This is a genomic window from Burkholderia sp. PvR073 (assembly GCF_054055695.1).
The window spans coordinates 255,942-273,369 of record NZ_JBSRXO010000005.1 but is presented as its reverse complement, the minus strand read 5'-3'; the positions used below and the strand labels follow the sequence as shown (position 1 = coordinate 273,369).

General features: G+C 65.9%; 18 protein-coding genes. All 18 read left to right on the top strand.

Going from position 1 to position 17,428, the window contains the following annotated elements:
* Window positions 1–95 precede the first annotated feature (95 nt).
* The 18 genes from plsX (at window position 96) to pdxJ (ending at window position 17,373) form a co-directional block, all read left to right on the top strand.
* A complete protein-coding gene (gene plsX / locus ACVK00_RS17930) occupies window positions 96–1,202 on the top strand; it encodes a phosphate acyltransferase PlsX (RefSeq protein ID WP_284900744.1) in 1,107 nt (368 codons plus the stop codon).
* Complete coding sequence (locus ACVK00_RS17925; RefSeq protein WP_166725107.1) at window positions 1,203–2,192, top strand: beta-ketoacyl-ACP synthase III; 990 nt, start codon at window positions 1,203–1,205, stop codon at window positions 2,190–2,192.
* Between the two features lie 85 nt (window positions 2,193–2,277).
* Complete coding sequence (gene fabD, locus ACVK00_RS17920) at window positions 2,278–3,210, top strand: ACP S-malonyltransferase (protein ID WP_284900746.1); 933 nt, start codon at window positions 2,278–2,280, stop codon at window positions 3,208–3,210.
* 36 nt (window positions 3,211–3,246) lie between these two features.
* Entirely contained in the window at window positions 3,247–3,996 is a 750-nt protein-coding gene (fabG, locus tag ACVK00_RS17915) for a 3-oxoacyl-ACP reductase FabG (protein WP_006752487.1), read from the top strand.
* 144 nt (window positions 3,997–4,140) lie between these two features.
* Window positions 4,141–4,380 carry an acyl carrier protein gene (acpP, locus tag ACVK00_RS17910; protein WP_004197638.1) on the top strand — a complete coding sequence of 80 codons (240 nt, stop codon included), beginning with the start codon at window positions 4,141–4,143 and terminating at the stop codon, window positions 4,378–4,380.
* Window positions 4,381–4,542: 162 nt separating this feature from the next.
* Entirely contained in the window at window positions 4,543–5,775 is a 1,233-nt protein-coding gene (gene fabF, locus ACVK00_RS17905) for a beta-ketoacyl-ACP synthase II (protein WP_228907157.1), read from the top strand.
* Between the two features lie 12 nt (window positions 5,776–5,787).
* On the top strand, window positions 5,788–6,252 hold the full coding sequence (locus ACVK00_RS17900) for a hypothetical protein (RefSeq protein WP_166725104.1): 465 nt from the start codon (window positions 5,788–5,790) through the stop codon (window positions 6,250–6,252).
* Window positions 6,253–6,343: 91 nt separating this feature from the next.
* A complete protein-coding gene (gene rpoE / locus ACVK00_RS17895) occupies window positions 6,344–6,943 on the top strand; it encodes an RNA polymerase sigma factor RpoE (protein WP_006752490.1) in 600 nt (199 codons plus the stop codon).
* An 87-nt stretch (window positions 6,944–7,030) separates the two neighbouring features.
* Window positions 7,031–7,648: a sigma-E factor negative regulatory protein gene (locus ACVK00_RS17890; protein WP_284900830.1), complete on the top strand. Its 618-nt coding sequence runs from the start codon at window positions 7,031–7,033 to the stop codon at window positions 7,646–7,648.
* A 5-nt stretch (window positions 7,649–7,653) separates the two neighbouring features.
* Window positions 7,654–8,706, top strand: coding sequence for a MucB/RseB C-terminal domain-containing protein (locus ACVK00_RS17885; RefSeq protein WP_284900832.1), 1,053 nt, complete (start codon window positions 7,654–7,656; stop codon window positions 8,704–8,706).
* Between the two features lie 16 nt (window positions 8,707–8,722).
* Window positions 8,723–10,222 (top strand): DegQ family serine endoprotease, encoded by a 1,500-nt coding sequence (locus ACVK00_RS17880; RefSeq protein ID WP_284900833.1) that lies wholly within the window; start codon window positions 8,723–8,725, stop codon window positions 10,220–10,222.
* A gap of 7 nt (window positions 10,223–10,229) precedes the next feature.
* Window positions 10,230–10,466, top strand: coding sequence for a glutaredoxin family protein (locus tag ACVK00_RS17875; RefSeq protein WP_166725101.1), 237 nt, complete (start codon window positions 10,230–10,232; stop codon window positions 10,464–10,466).
* A gap of 212 nt (window positions 10,467–10,678) precedes the next feature.
* Complete coding sequence (gene lepA, locus ACVK00_RS17870; RefSeq protein ID WP_006759775.1) at window positions 10,679–12,472, top strand: translation elongation factor 4; 1,794 nt, start codon at window positions 10,679–10,681, stop codon at window positions 12,470–12,472.
* 16 nt (window positions 12,473–12,488) lie between these two features.
* On the top strand, window positions 12,489–13,382 hold the full coding sequence (gene lepB, locus ACVK00_RS17865) for a signal peptidase I (protein ID WP_166725100.1): 894 nt from the start codon (window positions 12,489–12,491) through the stop codon (window positions 13,380–13,382).
* Between the two features lie 160 nt (window positions 13,383–13,542).
* Window positions 13,543–14,814 carry a ribonuclease III gene (rnc, locus tag ACVK00_RS17860; protein WP_284900834.1) on the top strand — a complete coding sequence of 424 codons (1,272 nt, stop codon included), beginning with the start codon at window positions 13,543–13,545 and terminating at the stop codon, window positions 14,812–14,814.
* Between the two features lie 60 nt (window positions 14,815–14,874).
* A complete protein-coding gene (era, locus tag ACVK00_RS17855; protein ID WP_166726083.1) occupies window positions 14,875–15,774 on the top strand; it encodes a GTPase Era in 900 nt (299 codons plus the stop codon).
* A complete protein-coding gene (gene recO, locus ACVK00_RS17850; RefSeq protein WP_284900835.1) occupies window positions 15,761–16,600 on the top strand; it encodes a DNA repair protein RecO in 840 nt (279 codons plus the stop codon). The genes era and recO overlap by 14 nt, the downstream gene beginning before the upstream one ends.
* Window positions 16,597–17,373, top strand: a complete 777-nt coding sequence (gene pdxJ, locus ACVK00_RS17845; protein ID WP_284900836.1) for a pyridoxine 5'-phosphate synthase — start codon at window positions 16,597–16,599, stop codon at window positions 17,371–17,373. The genes recO and pdxJ overlap by 4 nt, the downstream gene beginning before the upstream one ends.
* The last annotated feature ends 55 nt before the right edge of the window (window positions 17,374–17,428 follow it).

The window sequence follows — 17,428 nt, the reverse complement described above, 5'->3', positions numbered from 1 at the left end:
TTCGCGTGACAACTGGTTCGCTTGACACTTTCCTGGCTCAACAAAAAGGCGGCATTCAACTGCCGCTTTTTTGTGCCTGAAATTCGTCGCATTCCATGACCGTAAAGCTCACAATCGATTGCATGGGAGGCGACCACGGCCCGTCCGTGACCGTTCCCGCGGCAGTCAAGTTCGTCCGCGCGCATCCTGATGCGCACCTGATGCTCGTCGGCATCGAAAGCGCGATCCGCGCTCAGCTGAAAAAGCTGAAAGCCCTCGACGATCCCGCGCTGACCATCGTGCCCGCCACCGAAGTCGTGGCGATGGACGACCCTGTCGAAGTGGCGCTGCGCAAGAAGAAGGATTCTTCGATGCGTGTCGCGCTCAACCAGGTCAAGGAAGGCGCGGCCCAGGCCTGTATCTCCGCCGGCAACACCGGCGCGCTGATGGCCGTGTCCCGTTATGTGCTCAAGACGCTGCCCGGCATCGAGCGGCCTGCGATCGCGTTCGCGCTGCCGAACCCGACCGGCTACACGATGATGCTGGACCTCGGTGCGAACGTCGACTGCGAGCCGCAGCATCTGCTGCAGTTCGCGGAGATGGGGCACGCGCTCGTCGCCGCGCTCGAGGGCAAGGAGCGTCCGACGATCGGCCTGCTGAACATCGGCGAAGAGGTCATCAAGGGCAACGAGACGATCAAGCGCGCGGGTGAACTGCTGCGCGCCAGCACGCTGAATTTCCGCGGCAACGTCGAAGGCAACGACATCTACAAGGGTACGGTCGACGTGATCGTCTGCGACGGCTTCGTCGGCAACGTCGCGCTCAAGACGTCCGAGGGGCTCGCGCAGATGCTGTCCGACATCATCCGCGAGGAGTTCGGCCGCTCGCTGATGTCGAGGCTGATGGCGCTGCTCGCGCTGCCGGTGCTGATGCGCTTCAAGAAGCGCGTCGACCATCGCCAGTACAACGGCGCGGCGCTGCTGGGGCTGAAGGGCCTCGTGATCAAAAGCCATGGTTCCGCCGATGCCTACGCGTTTGAGTGGGCGATCAAACGGGGTTATGATGCCGTCAAAAACGGCGTGCTGGAGCGCCTCGCGCGCGCGATGGCGGACAATTCGGTGTCGCTCGGCGACGGCGGACACGACGCGGGCGGCGCGGGCCCGACGAGCCCGGCCGCAGGCCATCACGCTGAACCTTCCGCTGCGCAATCCTCTAAAGCATAAATGGCCCAATCGACTCTCTATTCCCGCGTGCTCGGCACGGGCAGCTACCTGCCGCCCGACCGCGTCACGAACCAGCAGCTCGCCGACCGTCTCGCGAAAGAAGGCATCGAGACGAGCGATGAGTGGATCGTTGCGCGCACGGGCATCCATGCGCGCCATTTCGCCGCACAGGACGTCACGACGAGCGATCTCGCGCTCGAAGCGGCGCGTCGTGCGATCGAGGCGGCCGACATCGATCCGCAGTCGATCGACCTGATCATCGTCGCGACTTCGACCCCGGATTTCGTGTTCCCCAGCACGGCCTGCCTGCTGCAGAACAAGCTCGGCATCAAGAACGGCGGCGCGGCATTCGACGTGCAGGCCGTGTGCTCCGGCTTCGCCTATGCGATGGCGACGGCCGACAGCTTCATCCGCAGCGGCCAGCACCGTACGGCGCTCGTGATCGGCGCGGAGACGTTCTCGCGCATTCTCGATTTCAAGGACCGCACCACCTGCGTGCTGTTCGGCGACGGCGCGGGCGCGGTGATCCTGTCCGCATCGGAAGAGCCGGGCGTGCTCGGCAGCGCGCTGCACGCGGACGGCAGTTATTCGCACATCCTCTGCACGCCGGGCAACGTCAATCGCGGTGTGATCGACGGCAGCGCGTTCCTGTACATGGACGGGCAGGCCGTGTTCAAGCTCGCGGTCAACGTGCTCGAAAAGGTCGCGATCGAGGCCCTTGCCAAGGCGAATCTCGCACCCGAGCAGGTTGACTGGCTGATTCCTCACCAGGCCAACATCCGCATCATGACCAGCACCTGCCGCAAGCTCGGCCTGCCGCAGGAGCGCATGGTCGTGACGGTCGACCAGCACGGCAACACGTCGGCTGCATCGATCCCGCTGGCGCTCGACACCGCGGTGCGCGACGGTCGCATTAAGCGCGGCCAGCACGTGCTGATCGAAGGCGTCGGCGGCGGCTTCACCTGGGGCGCGTCGGTCTTCCGCTTCTGATCCGGGGCGCGCGACTGCTGCGCGCGGCTCCCAAACCGGCGCGCCGTTCGCGCGCGCCGTCCGAATCGATTCAATTGGGGACGATATGAAATTTGCATTCGTTTTTCCTGGGCAGGGCTCGCAGTCGGTCGGCATGCTCAACGCATTCGCCGATCTGGCCGTCGTGCGCGAGACGCTCCAGGAAGCATCCGATGCACTCAATCAGGATCTCGGCAAGCTGATCGCCGACGGTCCGGCCGAAGAGCTGAACCTGACCACCAATACGCAGCCGGTGATGCTGACGGCCGCCTACGCGTGTTATCGCGCGTGGCAGCAGGCCGGCGGCCCGGCGCCGTCGATCGTCGCGGGCCACAGCCTCGGCGAATACACGGCGCTCGTCGCGGCGGGCGCGATCGCGTTCAAGGACGCGGTGCCGCTCGTGCGCTTCCGTGCGCAGGCGATGCAGACGGCCGTGCCGGTCGGTCAGGGCGGCATGGCCGCGATCCTGGGCCTCGATGACGACACGGTGCGCGCGGTGTGCGCCGAAGCCGCGGAAGCGGGCGTCGTCGAAGCCGTGAACTTCAACGCGCCGGCGCAGGTTGTGATCGCGGGCGCGAAGGCGGCCGTCGAGAAGGCGTGCGAAATCGCGAAGGCGAAGGGCGCGAAGCGCGCGCTGCCGCTGCCGGTATCGGCGCCGTTCCATTCGTCGCTGCTCAAGCCGGCGTCGGACCAGTTGCGCGACTATCTCGCGAACGTCGACGTGAAGGCGCCGCAGATTCCGGTCGTCAACAACATCGACGTCGCGGTGGTCAGCGATCCGGCCGCGATCAAGGACGCGCTGGTGCGCCAGGCCGCGGGCCCGGTGCGCTGGGTCGAATGCGTGCAGCACATCGCGGGCACGGGCGTCACGCACGTGATCGAATGCGGTCCGGGCAAGGTGCTGGCAGGCCTGACGAAGCGCATCGACGGCAACCTGGTCGGCGCATCGGTGTTCGATCCGGCTTCGCTCGACGAAGCACTGAAGCTGGCGACCGCCTGACGCGGCGCCTTTCCTCAAGAGACGGATATTCGATTCATGGAAAAGACTCTCGATAAACAGGTCGCGATCGTGACCGGTGCATCGCGCGGCATCGGCCGGGCGATCGCGCTCGAACTCGCGCGCCTGGGCGCGACGGTGATTGGCACCGCGACGAGCGAATCGGGCGCTGCCGCGATTACCGCCGGGTTCGCGGAAGCGGGCGTGACGGGCCGCGGCGCGGTGCTGAACGTCAACGACGCGGCGGCTGCCGAAGCGCTGATCGACGCGACCGTGAAGGAATTCGGCGCGCTCCACGTGCTCGTGAACAACGCCGGGATCACGCAGGACCAACTCGCGATGCGGATGAAGGACGAGGACTGGGACGCGGTGATCGACACCAACCTGAAGTCGGTATTCCGCCTGTCGCGCGCGGTGCTGCGGCCGATGATGAAGGCCCGCGGCGGCCGCATCATCAACATCACGTCGGTGGTCGGTTCGGCCGGCAACCCGGGCCAGGCCAACTACGCGGCCGCGAAGGCCGGCGTCGCGGGCATGACCCGTGCGCTCGCGCGTGAAATCGGCAGCCGTGGCATCACGGTGAACTGCGTCGCGCCGGGCTTCATCGACACCGACATGACGAAGACGCTGCCGGAAGAACAGCAGGCCGCGCTCAAGACTCAGATTCCGCTCGGCCGACTCGGCAGCCCGGAAGATATCGCCCATGCCGTCGCGTTCCTCGCATCGCCGCAGGCCGGTTATATCACCGGCACGACGCTGCACGTGAACGGCGGCATGTACATGTCGTAACGATTTTCGTTTACCATCCGCGCCGTATCCCGTTTTTCAGGCGGATCGGTGCTTGATCGACCATCAAGCCAACGCGCGTTTTGGCGTCAGCAAACCTGATAAAATGCGCGCACTTGTAAATCTGAACTTTCCCTCGGAGGGGTAATGGATAACATCGAACAACGTGTCAAGAAGATCGTCGCTGAGCAACTGGGCGTCGCAGAAGCCGAGATCAAGAACGAAGCATCGTTCGTGAACGACCTGGGCGCTGACTCGCTCGACACGGTTGAACTCGTGATGGCGCTCGAAGACGAGTTCGGCATGGAAATCCCGGACGAAGAAGCAGAGAAGATCACGACGGTTCAGCAAGCGATCGACTACGCTCGCGCAAACGTCAAGGCGTAAGCGCCTTTCGCGCTTATCCGCAACGTCGCCGCGATCTTCGCGATTGACGCGCCATCCTGCCGGCATTCGCGCCGGACGGACTAACAGCCACAGGGCTCGCAGGGCTGGTTCCCGGGGCCACTGTGGCTTTTGTTTTTGTCATCCAATGGAAAAGAGGTTACCGTGAGCCGCCGTCGTGTTGTCGTTACAGGCCTGGGGCTGATTTCGCCCGTTGGCAATAATGTTGCCGACGGCTGGGCCAATCTCGTCGCCGGCAAGTCCGGCATCGCCACCGTCACGAAGTTCGATCCGTCGAACCTCGCCGTGCATTTCGCGGGCGAGGTGAAGGGTTTCAGCGCCGAGGAATACATCCCGGCGAAGGAAGCCCGCAACATGGATACGTTCATCCATTACGGCATCGCAGCCGGCGTCCAGGCAATCCGGGACAGCGGCATCGAGGTGAACGAAGCCAATGCGGAACGCATCGGCGTGCTGGTCGGCTCCGGCATCGGCGGCCTGCCGATGATCGAAGACACGCACCAGACCTACGTCGATCGCGGCGCACGCCGGATTTCGCCGTTCTTCGTGCCGGGTTCGATCATCAACATGATCTCGGGTCACCTGAGCATCATGTTCGGCCTGAAGGGCCCGAACCTCGCGGCCGTGACGGCCTGCACGACCGGTCTGCACAGCATCGGCCTCGCGGCACGTCTGATCCAGGCCGGCGACGCCGACGTGATGGTCGCAGGCGGCGCCGAATCGACGGTGTCGCCGCTGGGCATCGGCGGCTTCGCGGCCGCGCGCGCGCTGTCGACCCGCAACGACGATCCGGCCAGCGCGTCCCGTCCGTGGGACAAGGACCGCGACGGCTTCGTGCTGGGCGAGGGTTCAGGCGTGATGGTGCTCGAAGAGTACGAGGCGGCGAAGGCACGCGGCGCGAAGATCTATGCGGAAGTCTCGGGCTTCGGCATGACGGGCGATGCGTACCACATGACCGCGCCGAACATGGACGGTCCGCGCCGCTGCATGGTTGCGGCCCTGCGTGACGCCGGCGTGAACCCGGACGAGGTCCAGTACCTGAACGCGCACGGCACGTCGACGCCGCTCGGTGACAAGAACGAGTCCGACGCGGTGAAGGCGGCATTCGGCGAGCACGCGTACAAGCTCGTCGTGAACTCGACGAAGTCGATGACGGGCCACCTGCTGGGTGGCGCGGGTGGCCTCGAGTCGGTGTTCACGGTGCTGGCGCTGCACAACAACGTGTCGCCGCCGACCATCAACATCTTCAACCAGGACCCCGAGTGCGATCTCGATTACTGCGCGAACACCGCGCGGGACATGAAGATCGACGTGGCCGTGAAGAACAACTTCGGCTTCGGCGGTACCAACGGCACGCTGGTGTTCAAGCGCGTCTGACGTCGAAATCGCTTGACGAGTCCATTCGATGCTCCGGCCGGGCGTCCGCAGCGCTTTGCGTTGCGGGCCTCGGCCGTGTCGTATGTCGTGCTGGCCGCGTTCGTCGCGGCGGCTGCCGCGTCCGCGTACCTGTTCTGGGCGCCGCGGGCCGGTGCCGCTGCCGGCGCGTGTGTGTCCGCGGCAACGGCCGCGCTGCTTGCCGTGTGTGCCGCGCGGGCCTGTGCCCGTCGGCTGCCGGCCGAATTGCGGATCGATGCATTCGGGGAGATTGCGGCGTTTGGCCGCACCGGGCGCTTGCTGGCCCGGGGCCGCGTGACCGGCCATGCGCACTGGAGCAGCCTGCTGCTCGTGCTGTCGGTCGGGCAGGGCGCCCGGCGCGCCCGGCCGCTGCTGATTCCGGCCGATGCGCTCGACGCCGCGTCGTTCAGCGCGCTGTCCGTGCTGGCGCGTACCGCGGGCACGGCGGGGCGGGCATGACGGCGGCTCGGTTACCGACCGTAACCAGCGGCCGGCGCCGGAACGTTACAATAACGCTCCGCGTTGCATCCCTAGTTAACGGATTTGTCAGGTGAGTGAAAAAGAAATCGATCAGGCTCTGGTCGAGCGCGTACAGAAAGGCGACAAGGCGGCGTTCGAACTCCTGGTCTCCAAATACCACCGCAAGATCATTCGGCTGATCTCGCGCCTCGTGCGGGATCCCGCCGAGGTCGAGGATGTGGCCCAGGATGCGTTCATCAAGGCGTATCGTGCGCTGCCGCAATTCCGCGGCGAGTCGGCGTTCTACACGTGGTTGTACCGGATTGCCGTCAATACGGCGAAGAACTACCTTGCGACGCAAGGCCGCCGGGCACCGACCTCCACGGAGGCCGATGCCGAGGAAGCGGAAACTTTCTCCGACGCAGACCAACTAAGGGATATCAACACGCCTGAGTCGATGTTGATGAGCAAGCAGATTGCCGAGACGGTCAACGCTGCAATGGCCGTCCTGCCCGAAGAGTTGCGCCAGGCGATTACGCTGCGCGAGATCGAGGGCCTGAGCTACGAAGAGATCGCGGAAATGATGGATTGTCCGATCGGGACGGTCCGGTCGCGGATCTTCCGGGCGCGCGAGGCAATCGCTGCTAAATTGCGTCCGCTGCTCGATACACCCGAAGGCAAGCGCTGGTAAGCGCGACGGGTGCAACGACGCGGTCAGGGTCTAGTTACGGATAGAGTCGTGAAATCACGACGGGGTGTGTGCAAGATGGGGAGCATCATGGGGTCGGTCAATAAGCAGTCGCAAGCGTACTCGCGCGGCGAGCGTCTTTCCGCTCTGGTCGACGGTGAGCTGTTCGACGGCCCGGATCACGGGCAGTTTCTGGCTGAGCTCGATCGTGCGGACCGCGCGACGTGGGCCCGCTACCACCTGATCGGCGATGCGCTGCGCTCGGACGAGCTCGCGCTGTCGCCCGCGCTGAGCGTCGCGTTCACCGCGCGCATGTCCGCCGCGCTCGAAAGCGAGCCGCACCTGCTCGCACCGGCCGCCGCGCCGGTCGCGCGCAAGCTGCTGTCGCTGCGCCGCCGTGTCGTGCCCGCTTTCGCGGTGGCCGCCGCGGCCGCCACGCTGACGTGGATCGTCGTTCCGCAAATGCAGACGGCCGGTGCGCCCGGCGCCGTCCAGGTCGCCTCGGCAGGCGCGCCGCAGAGCGGCAACCTGCAGCGCGTGACGGTCGCACAGGCATCGGCGCAGCCGGGCCTGCAGGACGTCAACATCATCCGCGACGCGAGTCTCGACCAATACCTTGAAGCGCACCAGCAATTCGCGCAGCAGCCCGTCGTCACAGGCTCGATGCCGCTGATCCGCGCTGCCGTGACCACCACGCCAGGCCAATAAACTCGATGCGGACATTGCAGTTGAATCACGCCATCTCCGGATGGAAGCGGCTGCCGGCCCTCCTGCTTTGCGCAGCCGTCCTGTTGTCCGTTCAATCCCTCCCTGCCAGCGCCCAGCAACCGGACGATCCCGTCGCGACCCGCAAGGGTGCGGCGGAGTGGCTCGATCGCATCCAGCAGGCGGCGCAGCAGCAGAACTACGAGGGCACGTTCGTCTACCAGCGCGGCGGGTATGTCCAGTCGTCGCGCATCGCGCACGTGGCGTCCCGCGACGGCGAGTTCGAGCGGATCGAGACGCTCGACGGCAAGCCGCGCAAGGTGCTGCGGCATAACGACGAGCTGTACACGTTCGTGCCGGAGCGCAAGCTGTGCGTGATCGAGCGCCGCCAGACGCGCGACTCGTTTCCTTCGCTGCTCGGCGCGGGCGGCGAGCACGTGATGTCCGTCTACGACGCGAAGCTGCTCGGCAAGGACCGTGTGGCGGGGCTCGACGCGCAAGTCGTCGAACTCGTGCCGAAGGATGCATACCGCTTCACGTACAAGCTGTGGGCCGATGCCCGGACCGGGCTGCTGCTGCGCTCGCAGACGCTCGACGCGAGCGATCACGTGCTCGAGCAGATCGCGTTCTCGCAAGTCCAGACAGGCGGCACGTCCGGCGACAAGTCCGCGATCGCGGCCGGCATCCGCAACCTGAGCGGCTGGACAGTGGTCCACCCGCCGGTCGCGACGGTCGACATGGAAGCGCAGGGCTGGCAGATCGCGCCGACCGTCGCCGGCTTCCGGAAGATTCGCGAGGTGCGCCGCCCGATGGCCGCGCGCGACGCCGGCGATCCGCCGATTGCGGTCGACCAGGCCGTCTTCACCGACGGACTCGCGACGATCTCCGTCTTCATCGAGCCGGCCGAAAAGAACACGCGCAAGGAAGGCGCGGGCAGCACCGGTGCGACCCACGTTCTCGTGAAGCGTCGCGGCGACTACTGGATCACCGTGCTCGGCGAAGTGCCGCCGGCCACGTTGCAGCAGTTCGCGGCTGCCATAGAATACAAGGCTTCCAAGTAACGCTACGGCTTCCGACATGACGAAACTCACGCTGCGCAAAGTGTTCGCGGTGGCGGTGCTGTGTGCCTGCCTGCCCCTCGTCCCGCATACCGCGGCGGCGGCCACGCCGCCAGCCGCCAGCCTTCCCGACTTCGCCGATCTGGTTGAAAAGGTCGGGCCGGCCGTCGTGAACATCCGGACTACCGCGAACGTGCCGATGCCCGGCCCGCGCGGTGTGCTCCCGCCGGGCTTCGACAATGGCGACATGTCGGAATTCTTCCGGCGCTTCTTCGGCATTCCGCTGCCGCAGGCGCCCGGCAACGGTAGCGGCAACGGCAATCCGAAGAACGCGCCGACGCCGGACAATCCGCCCGACACAGAGCAGAACCGCGGCGTCGGTTCGGGCTTCATCGTGTCGGCGGACGGTTACGTGATGACGAACGCGCACGTCGTCGACGATGCGGACACCATCTACGTGACGCTGACCGACAAGCGCGAATTCAAGGCGAAGCTGATCGGCGTCGACGACCGCACGGACGTGGCGGTGGTCAAGATCCAGGCGTCGAACCTGCCGGTCGTCGCGATCGGCGATTCGAACAAGGTGCGCGTCGGCGAGTGGGTCGTCGCGATCGGTTCGCCGTTCGGCCTCGACAACACCGTGACGGCCGGCATCGTGAGCTCGAAGAGCCGCAACACGGGCGACTACCTACCGTTCATCCAGACCGACGTCGCGGTGAACCCCGGCAACTCGGGCGGCCCGCTGATCAACATGCAGGGCGAGGTGATCGGCATCAACTCGCAGATCTACAGCCGCACCGGCGGTTTCATGGGCATTTCGTTCGCGATCCCGATCGACGAGGCGATGCGCGTGGCCGACCAGCTGAAGGCGACCGGCAAGGTCACGCGCGGCCGCATCGCGGTGGCGATCGGCGAGGTGACGAAGGACGTGGCCGACTCGATCGGGCTGCCGAAGGCGGAGGGCGCGCTCGTCAGCAGCGTCGAGCCGGGTGGTCCGGCCGACAAGGCGGGCATCCAGCCGGGCGACATCATCCTGAAGTTCAACGGTCGGCCGGTCGAGGCGGCATCGGATCTGCCGCGCATGGTCGGCGACACGAAGCCGGGCACGAAGGCGACCGTCAGCGTATGGCGCAAGGGTCAGGCACGCGATCTGCCGATCACGATCGCCGAGACGCCGGCGGAGACGACGGCGAAGGCCGAGCAGCGCAAGAACGCGCCGCAGAAGCCGCGCCAGGCAAATTCGCTCGGCTTGACGGTCACCGACATTCCGGCGGATCAGATGAAGTCGCTGAAGCTGAAGAACGGCGTGCAGATCGACGGCGTCGACGGCCCGGCTGCCCGTGCGGGCCTGCAGCGCGGCGACATCGTGCTGCGCGTCGGCGACACCGACATCACGAGCGCGAAGCAGTTCGCGGAAGTGACCGCGCAGCTGGATTCGCAGAAGGCGGTCGCGGTGCTCGTGCGGCGCGGCGACAACACGCAGTTCGTGCCGGTGCGTCCGCGCCCGACCCAGAAGTAACGCGTCGATGTTCACGCTCTACGGCCGCGGCTGGTGCCACCTGTGCGACGACATGCGCGACGCGCTGGCGCCGGTAGCGGCGGAATCCGGTATCGAAGTCCATTACGTGGACATCGATGCCGATCCGGCGCTCGTTGCCCGCTACGACGAGGACGTGCCCGTGCTGCTGCTGGATGGCACGGAAGTGTGTCGCCACCGGTTCGACGAGGCGAGGGTGCGCGGCGCGCTCGCGGCCCGGCGCTGAACCGACCCCGGGCGTCGGCCGGCCGCCCCGCGCGCGGGGCTTCCGTCGCCGGGCCCTTACACCAAAGGCTCCAGCGGGGTGCCCCGGGCCGGGCGTCCCAAATTACCGCCCGGCAAAGGCCTTTTCGGCTAAAATAAGCCGTTTTTTCACCGACTTACACAAGGCGTGCTCCGCAGTCGTCGAGCGCGCCTTTTTCGCTTGATCGGCACTGAATGGATCATATTCGCAATTTCTCGATCATCGCGCACATCGACCATGGCAAGTCGACACTCGCGGATCGCATCATCCAGGTATGCGGCGGCCTCGCAGACCGTGAAATGGAAGCGCAAGTGCTCGACTCGATGGATATCGAGCGCGAGCGCGGCATCACGATCAAGGCGCAGACGGCGGCACTGTCCTATCGCGCCCGCGACGGCAAGGTCTACAACCTCAACCTGATCGATACGCCGGGGCACGTCGACTTCTCGTACGAGGTCAGCCGTTCGCTGTCCGCGTGCGAAGGCGCGCTGCTCGTGGTCGACGCGAGCCAGGGTGTCGAGGCGCAGACGGTCGCGAACTGCTACACGGCGATCGAGCTCGGCGTCGAGGTCGTGCCGGTGCTGAACAAGATCGACCTGCCGGCCGCGAACCCCGAGAACGCGATCGAGGAGATCGAGGACGTGATCGGCATCGATGCGACCGACGCGACGCGCTGCAGCGCGAAGACGGGCTTGGGCGTCGAGGACGTGCTCGAGTCGCTGATTGCAAAGGTGCCGCCGCCGAAGGGCGATCCGGCCGCGCCGCTGCAGGCGCTCATCATCGATTCCTGGTTCGACAACTACGTCGGCGTCGTGATGCTCGTGCGCATCGTCAACGGCACGCTGCGCCCGAAGGAAAAGATCAAGATGATGGCGACCGGCGCGCAGTATCCGGTCGAGCACGTCGGCGTGTTCACGCCGAAGTCGCGCAATCTCGAATCGCTGTCGGCAGGGCAGGTTGGCTTCATCATCGCCGGCATCAAGGAACTGACGGCCGCGAAGGTCGGCGATACGGTCACGCATGTGGCCAAGGCCGCCAGCGAGCCGCTGCCAGGCTTCAAGGAAGTGAAGCCGCAGGTGTTCGCGGGGCTGTATCCGGTCGAGGCGAACCAGTACGATGCGCTGCGCGAATCGCTCGAGAAGCTGAAGCTCAACGACGCATCGCTGCAGTACGAGCCGGAAGTGTCGCAGGCGCTCGGCTTCGGTTTCCGCTGCGGCTTCCTCGGGCTGCTGCACATGGAAATCGTGCAGGAGCGGCTCGAGCGCGAGTTCGACATGGATCTCATCACGACCGCGCCGACGGTCGTCTACGAGGTCGTGCAGAGCGATGGCTCGACGATCATGGTCGAGAACCCGGCGAAGATGCCGGAACCCGGCCGCATCGCCGAAGTTCGCGAGCCGATCGTCACCGTGAACCTGTACATGCCGCAGGATTACGTCGGTTCCGTGATCACGCTGTGCGAGCAGAAGCGCGGCTCGCAGATCAACATGCAATATCACGGCCGCCAGGTGCAGCTCACGTACGAGATCCCGATGGCCGAGATCGTGCTCGACTTCTTCGATCGCCTGAAGTCGGTGTCGCGCGGCTATGCGTCGATGGACTACGAGTTCAAGGAATACCGTTCGTCGGACGTCGTGAAGGTCGACATGCTGATCAACGGCGACAAGGTCGATGCACTGTCGATCATCGTGCACCGGTCGCAGTCGCAGTATCGCGGCCGCGAAGTCGCCGCGAAGATGCGCGAGATCATTCCTCGCCAGATGTACGACGTGGCGATCCAGGCCGCGATCGGCGCGCACATCGTCGCCCGCGAGAACATCAAGGCACTCCGCAAGAACGTGCTCGCGAAGTGCTACGGCGGCGACATCACGCGAAAGAAGAAACTGCTCGAGAAGCAGAAAGAAGGCAAGAAGCGCATGAAGCAGGTGGGTTCGGTCGAGATCCCGCAGGAAGCGTTCCTCGCGATCTTGCGCGTCGAAGACAAATAACAGGACTGATCCTTTTATGAATTTTGCGCTGATTCTTTTTGTGCTCGTCGTCTTGACGGGCGTAGCGTGGGTGCTGGACAAACTGGTGTTCCTGCCGCGGCGACGCAAGGCGGCCGACGTGGCGATCGAAGAGTTCGATCGCCAGCAGTCGCGCGTCGACAAGCGTTTCGCGGACGAAAACGCGGTGCAGACGCGTTCGAAGCTGCGCGACGAAAAGCTGCGCCAGCCGTGGTGGCTCGAGTACACCGCGAGCTTCTTCCCGGTGATCCTGGCCGTGTTCGTCGTGCGTTCGTTCGTCGTCGAGCCGTTCAAGATCCCGTCGGGCTCGATGGTGCCGACGCTGCTGGTCGGCGACTTCATCCTCGTCAACAAGTTCGAATACGGTCTGCGCCTGCCGATCACGAACACGAAGATCACGCAAGGCAGCCCGCTGTCGCGTGGCGACGTCGTCGTGTTCCGCTATCCGAAGGACGAGTCGGTCGATTACATCAAGCGCGTGATCGGCCTGCCGGGCGACACGGTCGCCTATCAGGACAAGCAGCTGACGATCAACGGCCAGCCGGTGCCCGAAGCGCCGCTGCCGGATTTCTTCGACGACGAGCGCCAGAACTACGCGAAGCAGTTCGAGGAAACGATCGGCACGAAGAAGAATGCGATCCTCAACAATCCCGCCGTGCCGCCGTTCGTGATGGGCGCCTACGACTATCCGTATCGCGACAATTGCACGTACAACAGCCGCGGCGTGATCTGCAAGGTGCCGCCGGGTCACTACTTCATGATGGGCGACAACCGCGACAACAGCGCGGACAGCCGCTACTGGGGTTTCGTGCCGGACAACAACATCGTCGGCCGCGCGTTCTTCATCTGGATGAACTTCGGCGACCTGAAGCGGATCGGTTCCTTCAACTGATCGCGTACGACTCGCATGCAACATGCAATACGTGACGCACGGGCCGCGTCGCGTATTGCCGAACGACTTTAAGAACCGGCGGTAACACCGCTCCGTCACGCCTTTTCGCGTCCGGCCGTGCCGTTTCGGCCCGACCGGCGCCCGCGTTATACTCCTGCACATGCCCCCATCCCAGTTGGAAAGCCGGCTGCGCTACGAATTTCGCAATGCGGAATTGTTGCGCCAGGCTTTGACCCATCGCAGTCACAGTGCCACGCATAACGAACGGCTCGAGTTTCTCGGCGATTCCGTTCTGAATTGCGCGGTGGCCGCCCTTTTGTTCCAGCGTTTCAGCAAGCTGGACGAAGGCGACCTGTCGCGCGTGCGCGCCAATCTCGTCAAACAGCAGTCGCTGTATGAAATCGCTCAGGCCCTGAATATCTCCGAAGGGTTGCGGCTGGGCGAGGGCGAACTGCGCAGCGGCGGCTTCCGCCGCCCGTCGATCCTCGCGGACGCGTTCGAAGCCATCATCGGGGCCGTATTCCTCGATGGCGGCTTCGAAGCCGCCCAAGGGGTCATCAAGCGCCTCTATATCCCGATTCTCGACCACATCGATCCGCGCACGCTCGGCAAGGACGCGAAGACGCTGCTGCAGGAGTACCTGCAGGGGCACAAGATCGCGCTGCCGACCTACACGGTCGTCGCGACGCATGGTGCGGCGCACAATCAGCAGTTCGAGGTCGAATGCACGGTGCCGAAGCTCGACGTGAAGGTGTCGGGCTCCGGCGCGAGCCGGCGGGCGGCGGAGCAGGCTGCCGCGAAGAAGGCGCTCGACGAGGTGCTGGCGGCCGCGCCGATGCTGGCCGCGAAGCCGAAGCGTTCGAAGAACGCACGCGGATCGAAGCACGTCGAGCCCGAAATCGTGCCGGGCGTGAAGGGTGTGCAGGAAGCGCTCGACCTGCGTTCTCCGGAACGCAAGGAGCGTGCGGCGGCGCGCGACGCGAAGGCGGCCGCGGCCGCGCTTGCGGCGACCGACGCCGACGCGCCGACGAGCGAGCGACCGACGCCGGCGCCGATGGCCGCGATTCGCGCGGCGCACGTGGAAACGGCCGCGGACAAGGCTGACCGTTCCGCGAAGCCGACGCCCGACAAACCTGCCGAGAAGGCGTCCGACAAGCCGTCGGATCGCGGCGAAACCGGCTCGCGCGCGGCGGACAAGCCGGCCGAGCGTGCCGACAAGCCCGCGGAAGGCGCAGCCCGTGCGGCCGACAAACCGGCGGGCCAGGCGGCCGATCCGGCCGTGTCGTCCGCGGACAAGCCGGCTGCCGGTTCCGATGCCGCTTCGCGCGCGACGCCGCGCGCCCGCGACGCCGCGGCGCCCGATACCGAGACGCCGCCGGGCGGCGCCACGCTCGCTGCCGCGCAGGCGCGCGCGGCCGATGCCGACCACTGAATTGCCCACCGATCGGGCCGCGCGCCGCGCGGCCGGTTCAGAACCTGTCTCCCAAACGATATGAACACTCCCGCTCCTACCGGTTTCCGTTGCGGCATGATCGCGATCGTGGGCCGTCCGAACGTCGGCAAGTCGACGTTGATGAACGCACTCGTCGGCCAGAAGATCAGCATCACGTCGCGCAAGGCGCAAACGACCCGCCATCGCATCACCGGCATCAATACGTTCGACGACGCGCAATTCGTGTTCGTCGACACGCCGGGCTTCCAGACCCGTCACAGCACCGCGCTGAACCGCTCGCTGAACCGCGCGGTCACGTCGACGCTCACGTCGGTCGACGTGATCCTGTTCGTGATCGAGGCCGGCCGCTTCGGGCCCGACGACCAGAAGGTGCTCGACCTGATTCCGCCCGGCATGCCGACGCTGCTGATCGCGAACAAGATCGACCGCGTGACCGACAAGGCGACGCTGTTCCCGTTCATGCAGCAGATGAGCGGGCTGCGCGAATTCACCGAACTCGTGCCGCTGTCGGCGCAGCGGCCGGAAGACATCAAGCGTCTGCTGGAAACGATCAAGCCGTACCTGCCGGAAGGCGAGCCGATCTACGGCGAGGACGAGCTGACCGACCGCAGCTCGCGCTTCCTCGCGGCCGAAATCCTGCGCGAGAAGGTGTTCCGCTGGACCGGCGACGAACTGCCATATACGAGCACCGTGCTGATCGACAAGTTCGAGGAGGAAGGGCGCCTGAAGCGCATCTTCGCGACGATCCTCGTCGAACGCGATTCGCACAAGGCGATGGTGATCGGCAAGAAGGGCGAGAAGCTCAAGCAGATCAGCACCGAGGCGCGGATGGACATGGAGAGGCTGTTCGACGGCCCCGTGTATCTCGAGACCTTCGTGAAGGTGAAGAGCGGCTGGGCCGACAACGAGGCGGGGCTGCGCGCCTATGGGTACGAATGACGCGCTGACGTCGACCGAAGACGCGGTGACCGCCGGCGCGAACGACGCGCCGCTGCCGGCACCGCCCGAACCGCCGCGTCGCAAGGCGCGGCGCGCGACGTCTCGCACGTCCGATTTCCGCGTCGCCGAGCAGCCTGGGTTCGTGCTGCACAGCTATCCGTACCGGGAAACGAGCCTGATCATCGACGTGCTCACGCGCGATCACGGCCGCCTCGCGCTCGTCGCGAAGGGCGCGAAGCGCCCGCACTCCGCGCTGCGCGGCGTGCTGCAGACGTTCCAGCCGCTGCTGCTGTCCTGGTCGGGCAAATCCGAAGTGCGCACGCTGACGGGCGCCGAGTGGGTGGGCGGGATGCTGCCGCTCGGCGGCGACGGGCTGTTGTGCGGCTTCTACGCGAACGAGCTGCTCGTGAAATTCTGCGCGCGCGAGGATCCCCAGCCGCCGCTCTTCAATCATTACGTGCTGACGCTCACGCGCCTCGCGCACGGCGAACCCGCGGTGCAGGTGTTGCGCTCGTTCGAACGCGTGCTGCTGCGCGAGACCGGCTATGCGATGGCGCTGAACCGCACGGTCGCGCGCCGCGCGGTCGAACCCGAACGCCGCTATGTGTTCGATCCCGAGCGCGGCGTGCGCAATGCCGATGACGACGTGCCGTCACACTGGCCGGTGATTACCGGACAGACGTTGCTCGACATGGAGCAGGACGATTACCATCGAGCCCAGACGGTTGCGCAAAGCAAGACGCTGATGCGCTTCCTGCTGAACACCTATCTCGGCGGTACGCCGCTTGCCACGCGTCAGATCCTGATCGACCTGCAAAACCTATGAGCTTCTTCCTGACAACGCCCACCGCCATCGATCTCGGCGTGAACATCGACCACGTCGCGACGCTGCGCAACGCGCGCGGCACGGCCTATCCCGATCCGGTCCGCGCGGCGCTCGCCGCCGAAGAGGCCGGTGCGGACGTGATCACGCTGCACCTGCGCGAGGACCGCCGCCACATCGTCGACGCCGACGTGCGCAAGCTGCGCCCGCTGTTGAAGACGCGCATGAACCTCGAATGCGCGGTGACGGCCGAGATGCTCGACATCGCGTGTGAAGTGCGTCCGCACGACGCGTGCCTCGTGCCCGAGAAGCGCGAGGAGCTGACGACCGAAGGCGGCCTCGACGTCGCCGGCCGCTTCGAGGCCGTGCGTGCGGCCTGCAAGCAGCTCGCCGACGCCGGCGTGCGCGTGTCGCTGTTCATCGATCCGGACGAAACGCAGATCCGCGCCGCGCACGAAGCCGGTGCGCCGGTGGTCGAGCTGCATACGGGCCGCTACGCCGATGCGCACGACGAAGCCGAGCAGCAGCGCGAATACGAGCGCATCGTCGCGGGCGTGCAGGCCGGCGCGCAACTGGGCCTGAAGGTCAACGCGGGCCACGGTCTGCATTACACGAACGTGCAGCAGATCGCCGCGATCGACGGCATCGTCGAACTGAACATCGGCCACGCGATCGTCGCGCACGCGATCTTCGCGGGCTGGGACAACGCGGTGCGTGAGATGAAGGCGATCATGGTCGCCGCGCGTGTCGCCGCGCTGCACGGCGGCGCGCGCTGACGATGCATTCCCTCCGCGCGCGCTTCGCTCGCCACCCGGCATCGTCCGCGCATCA

Coding starts and splice junctions, on each gene's coding strand:
- ACVK00_RS17890 (WP_284900830.1), top strand. CDS start 7,031: ATGGGGTCGGTCAATAAGCAGTCGCAAGCGTACTCGCGCGGCGAGCGT.
- plsX (WP_284900744.1), top strand. CDS start 96: ATGACCGTAAAGCTCACAATCGATTGCATGGGAGGCGACCACGGCCCG.
- fabG (WP_006752487.1), top strand. CDS start 3,247: ATGGAAAAGACTCTCGATAAACAGGTCGCGATCGTGACCGGTGCATCG.
- pdxJ (WP_284900836.1), top strand. CDS start 16,597: ATGAGCTTCTTCCTGACAACGCCCACCGCCATCGATCTCGGCGTGAAC.
- ACVK00_RS17875 (WP_166725101.1), top strand. CDS start 10,230: ATGTTCACGCTCTACGGCCGCGGCTGGTGCCACCTGTGCGACGACATG.
- era (WP_166726083.1), top strand. CDS start 14,875: ATGAACACTCCCGCTCCTACCGGTTTCCGTTGCGGCATGATCGCGATC.
- ACVK00_RS17885 (WP_284900832.1), top strand. CDS start 7,654: ATGCGGACATTGCAGTTGAATCACGCCATCTCCGGATGGAAGCGGCTG.
- rnc (WP_284900834.1), top strand. CDS start 13,543: ATGCCCCCATCCCAGTTGGAAAGCCGGCTGCGCTACGAATTTCGCAAT.
- lepB (WP_166725100.1), top strand. CDS start 12,489: ATGAATTTTGCGCTGATTCTTTTTGTGCTCGTCGTCTTGACGGGCGTA.
- recO (WP_284900835.1), top strand. CDS start 15,761: ATGGGTACGAATGACGCGCTGACGTCGACCGAAGACGCGGTGACCGCC.
- ACVK00_RS17925 (WP_166725107.1), top strand. CDS start 1,203: ATGGCCCAATCGACTCTCTATTCCCGCGTGCTCGGCACGGGCAGCTAC.
- lepA (WP_006759775.1), top strand. CDS start 10,679: ATGGATCATATTCGCAATTTCTCGATCATCGCGCACATCGACCATGGC.
- ACVK00_RS17880 (WP_284900833.1), top strand. CDS start 8,723: ATGACGAAACTCACGCTGCGCAAAGTGTTCGCGGTGGCGGTGCTGTGT.
- fabD (WP_284900746.1), top strand. CDS start 2,278: ATGAAATTTGCATTCGTTTTTCCTGGGCAGGGCTCGCAGTCGGTCGGC.
- acpP (WP_004197638.1), top strand. CDS start 4,141: ATGGATAACATCGAACAACGTGTCAAGAAGATCGTCGCTGAGCAACTG.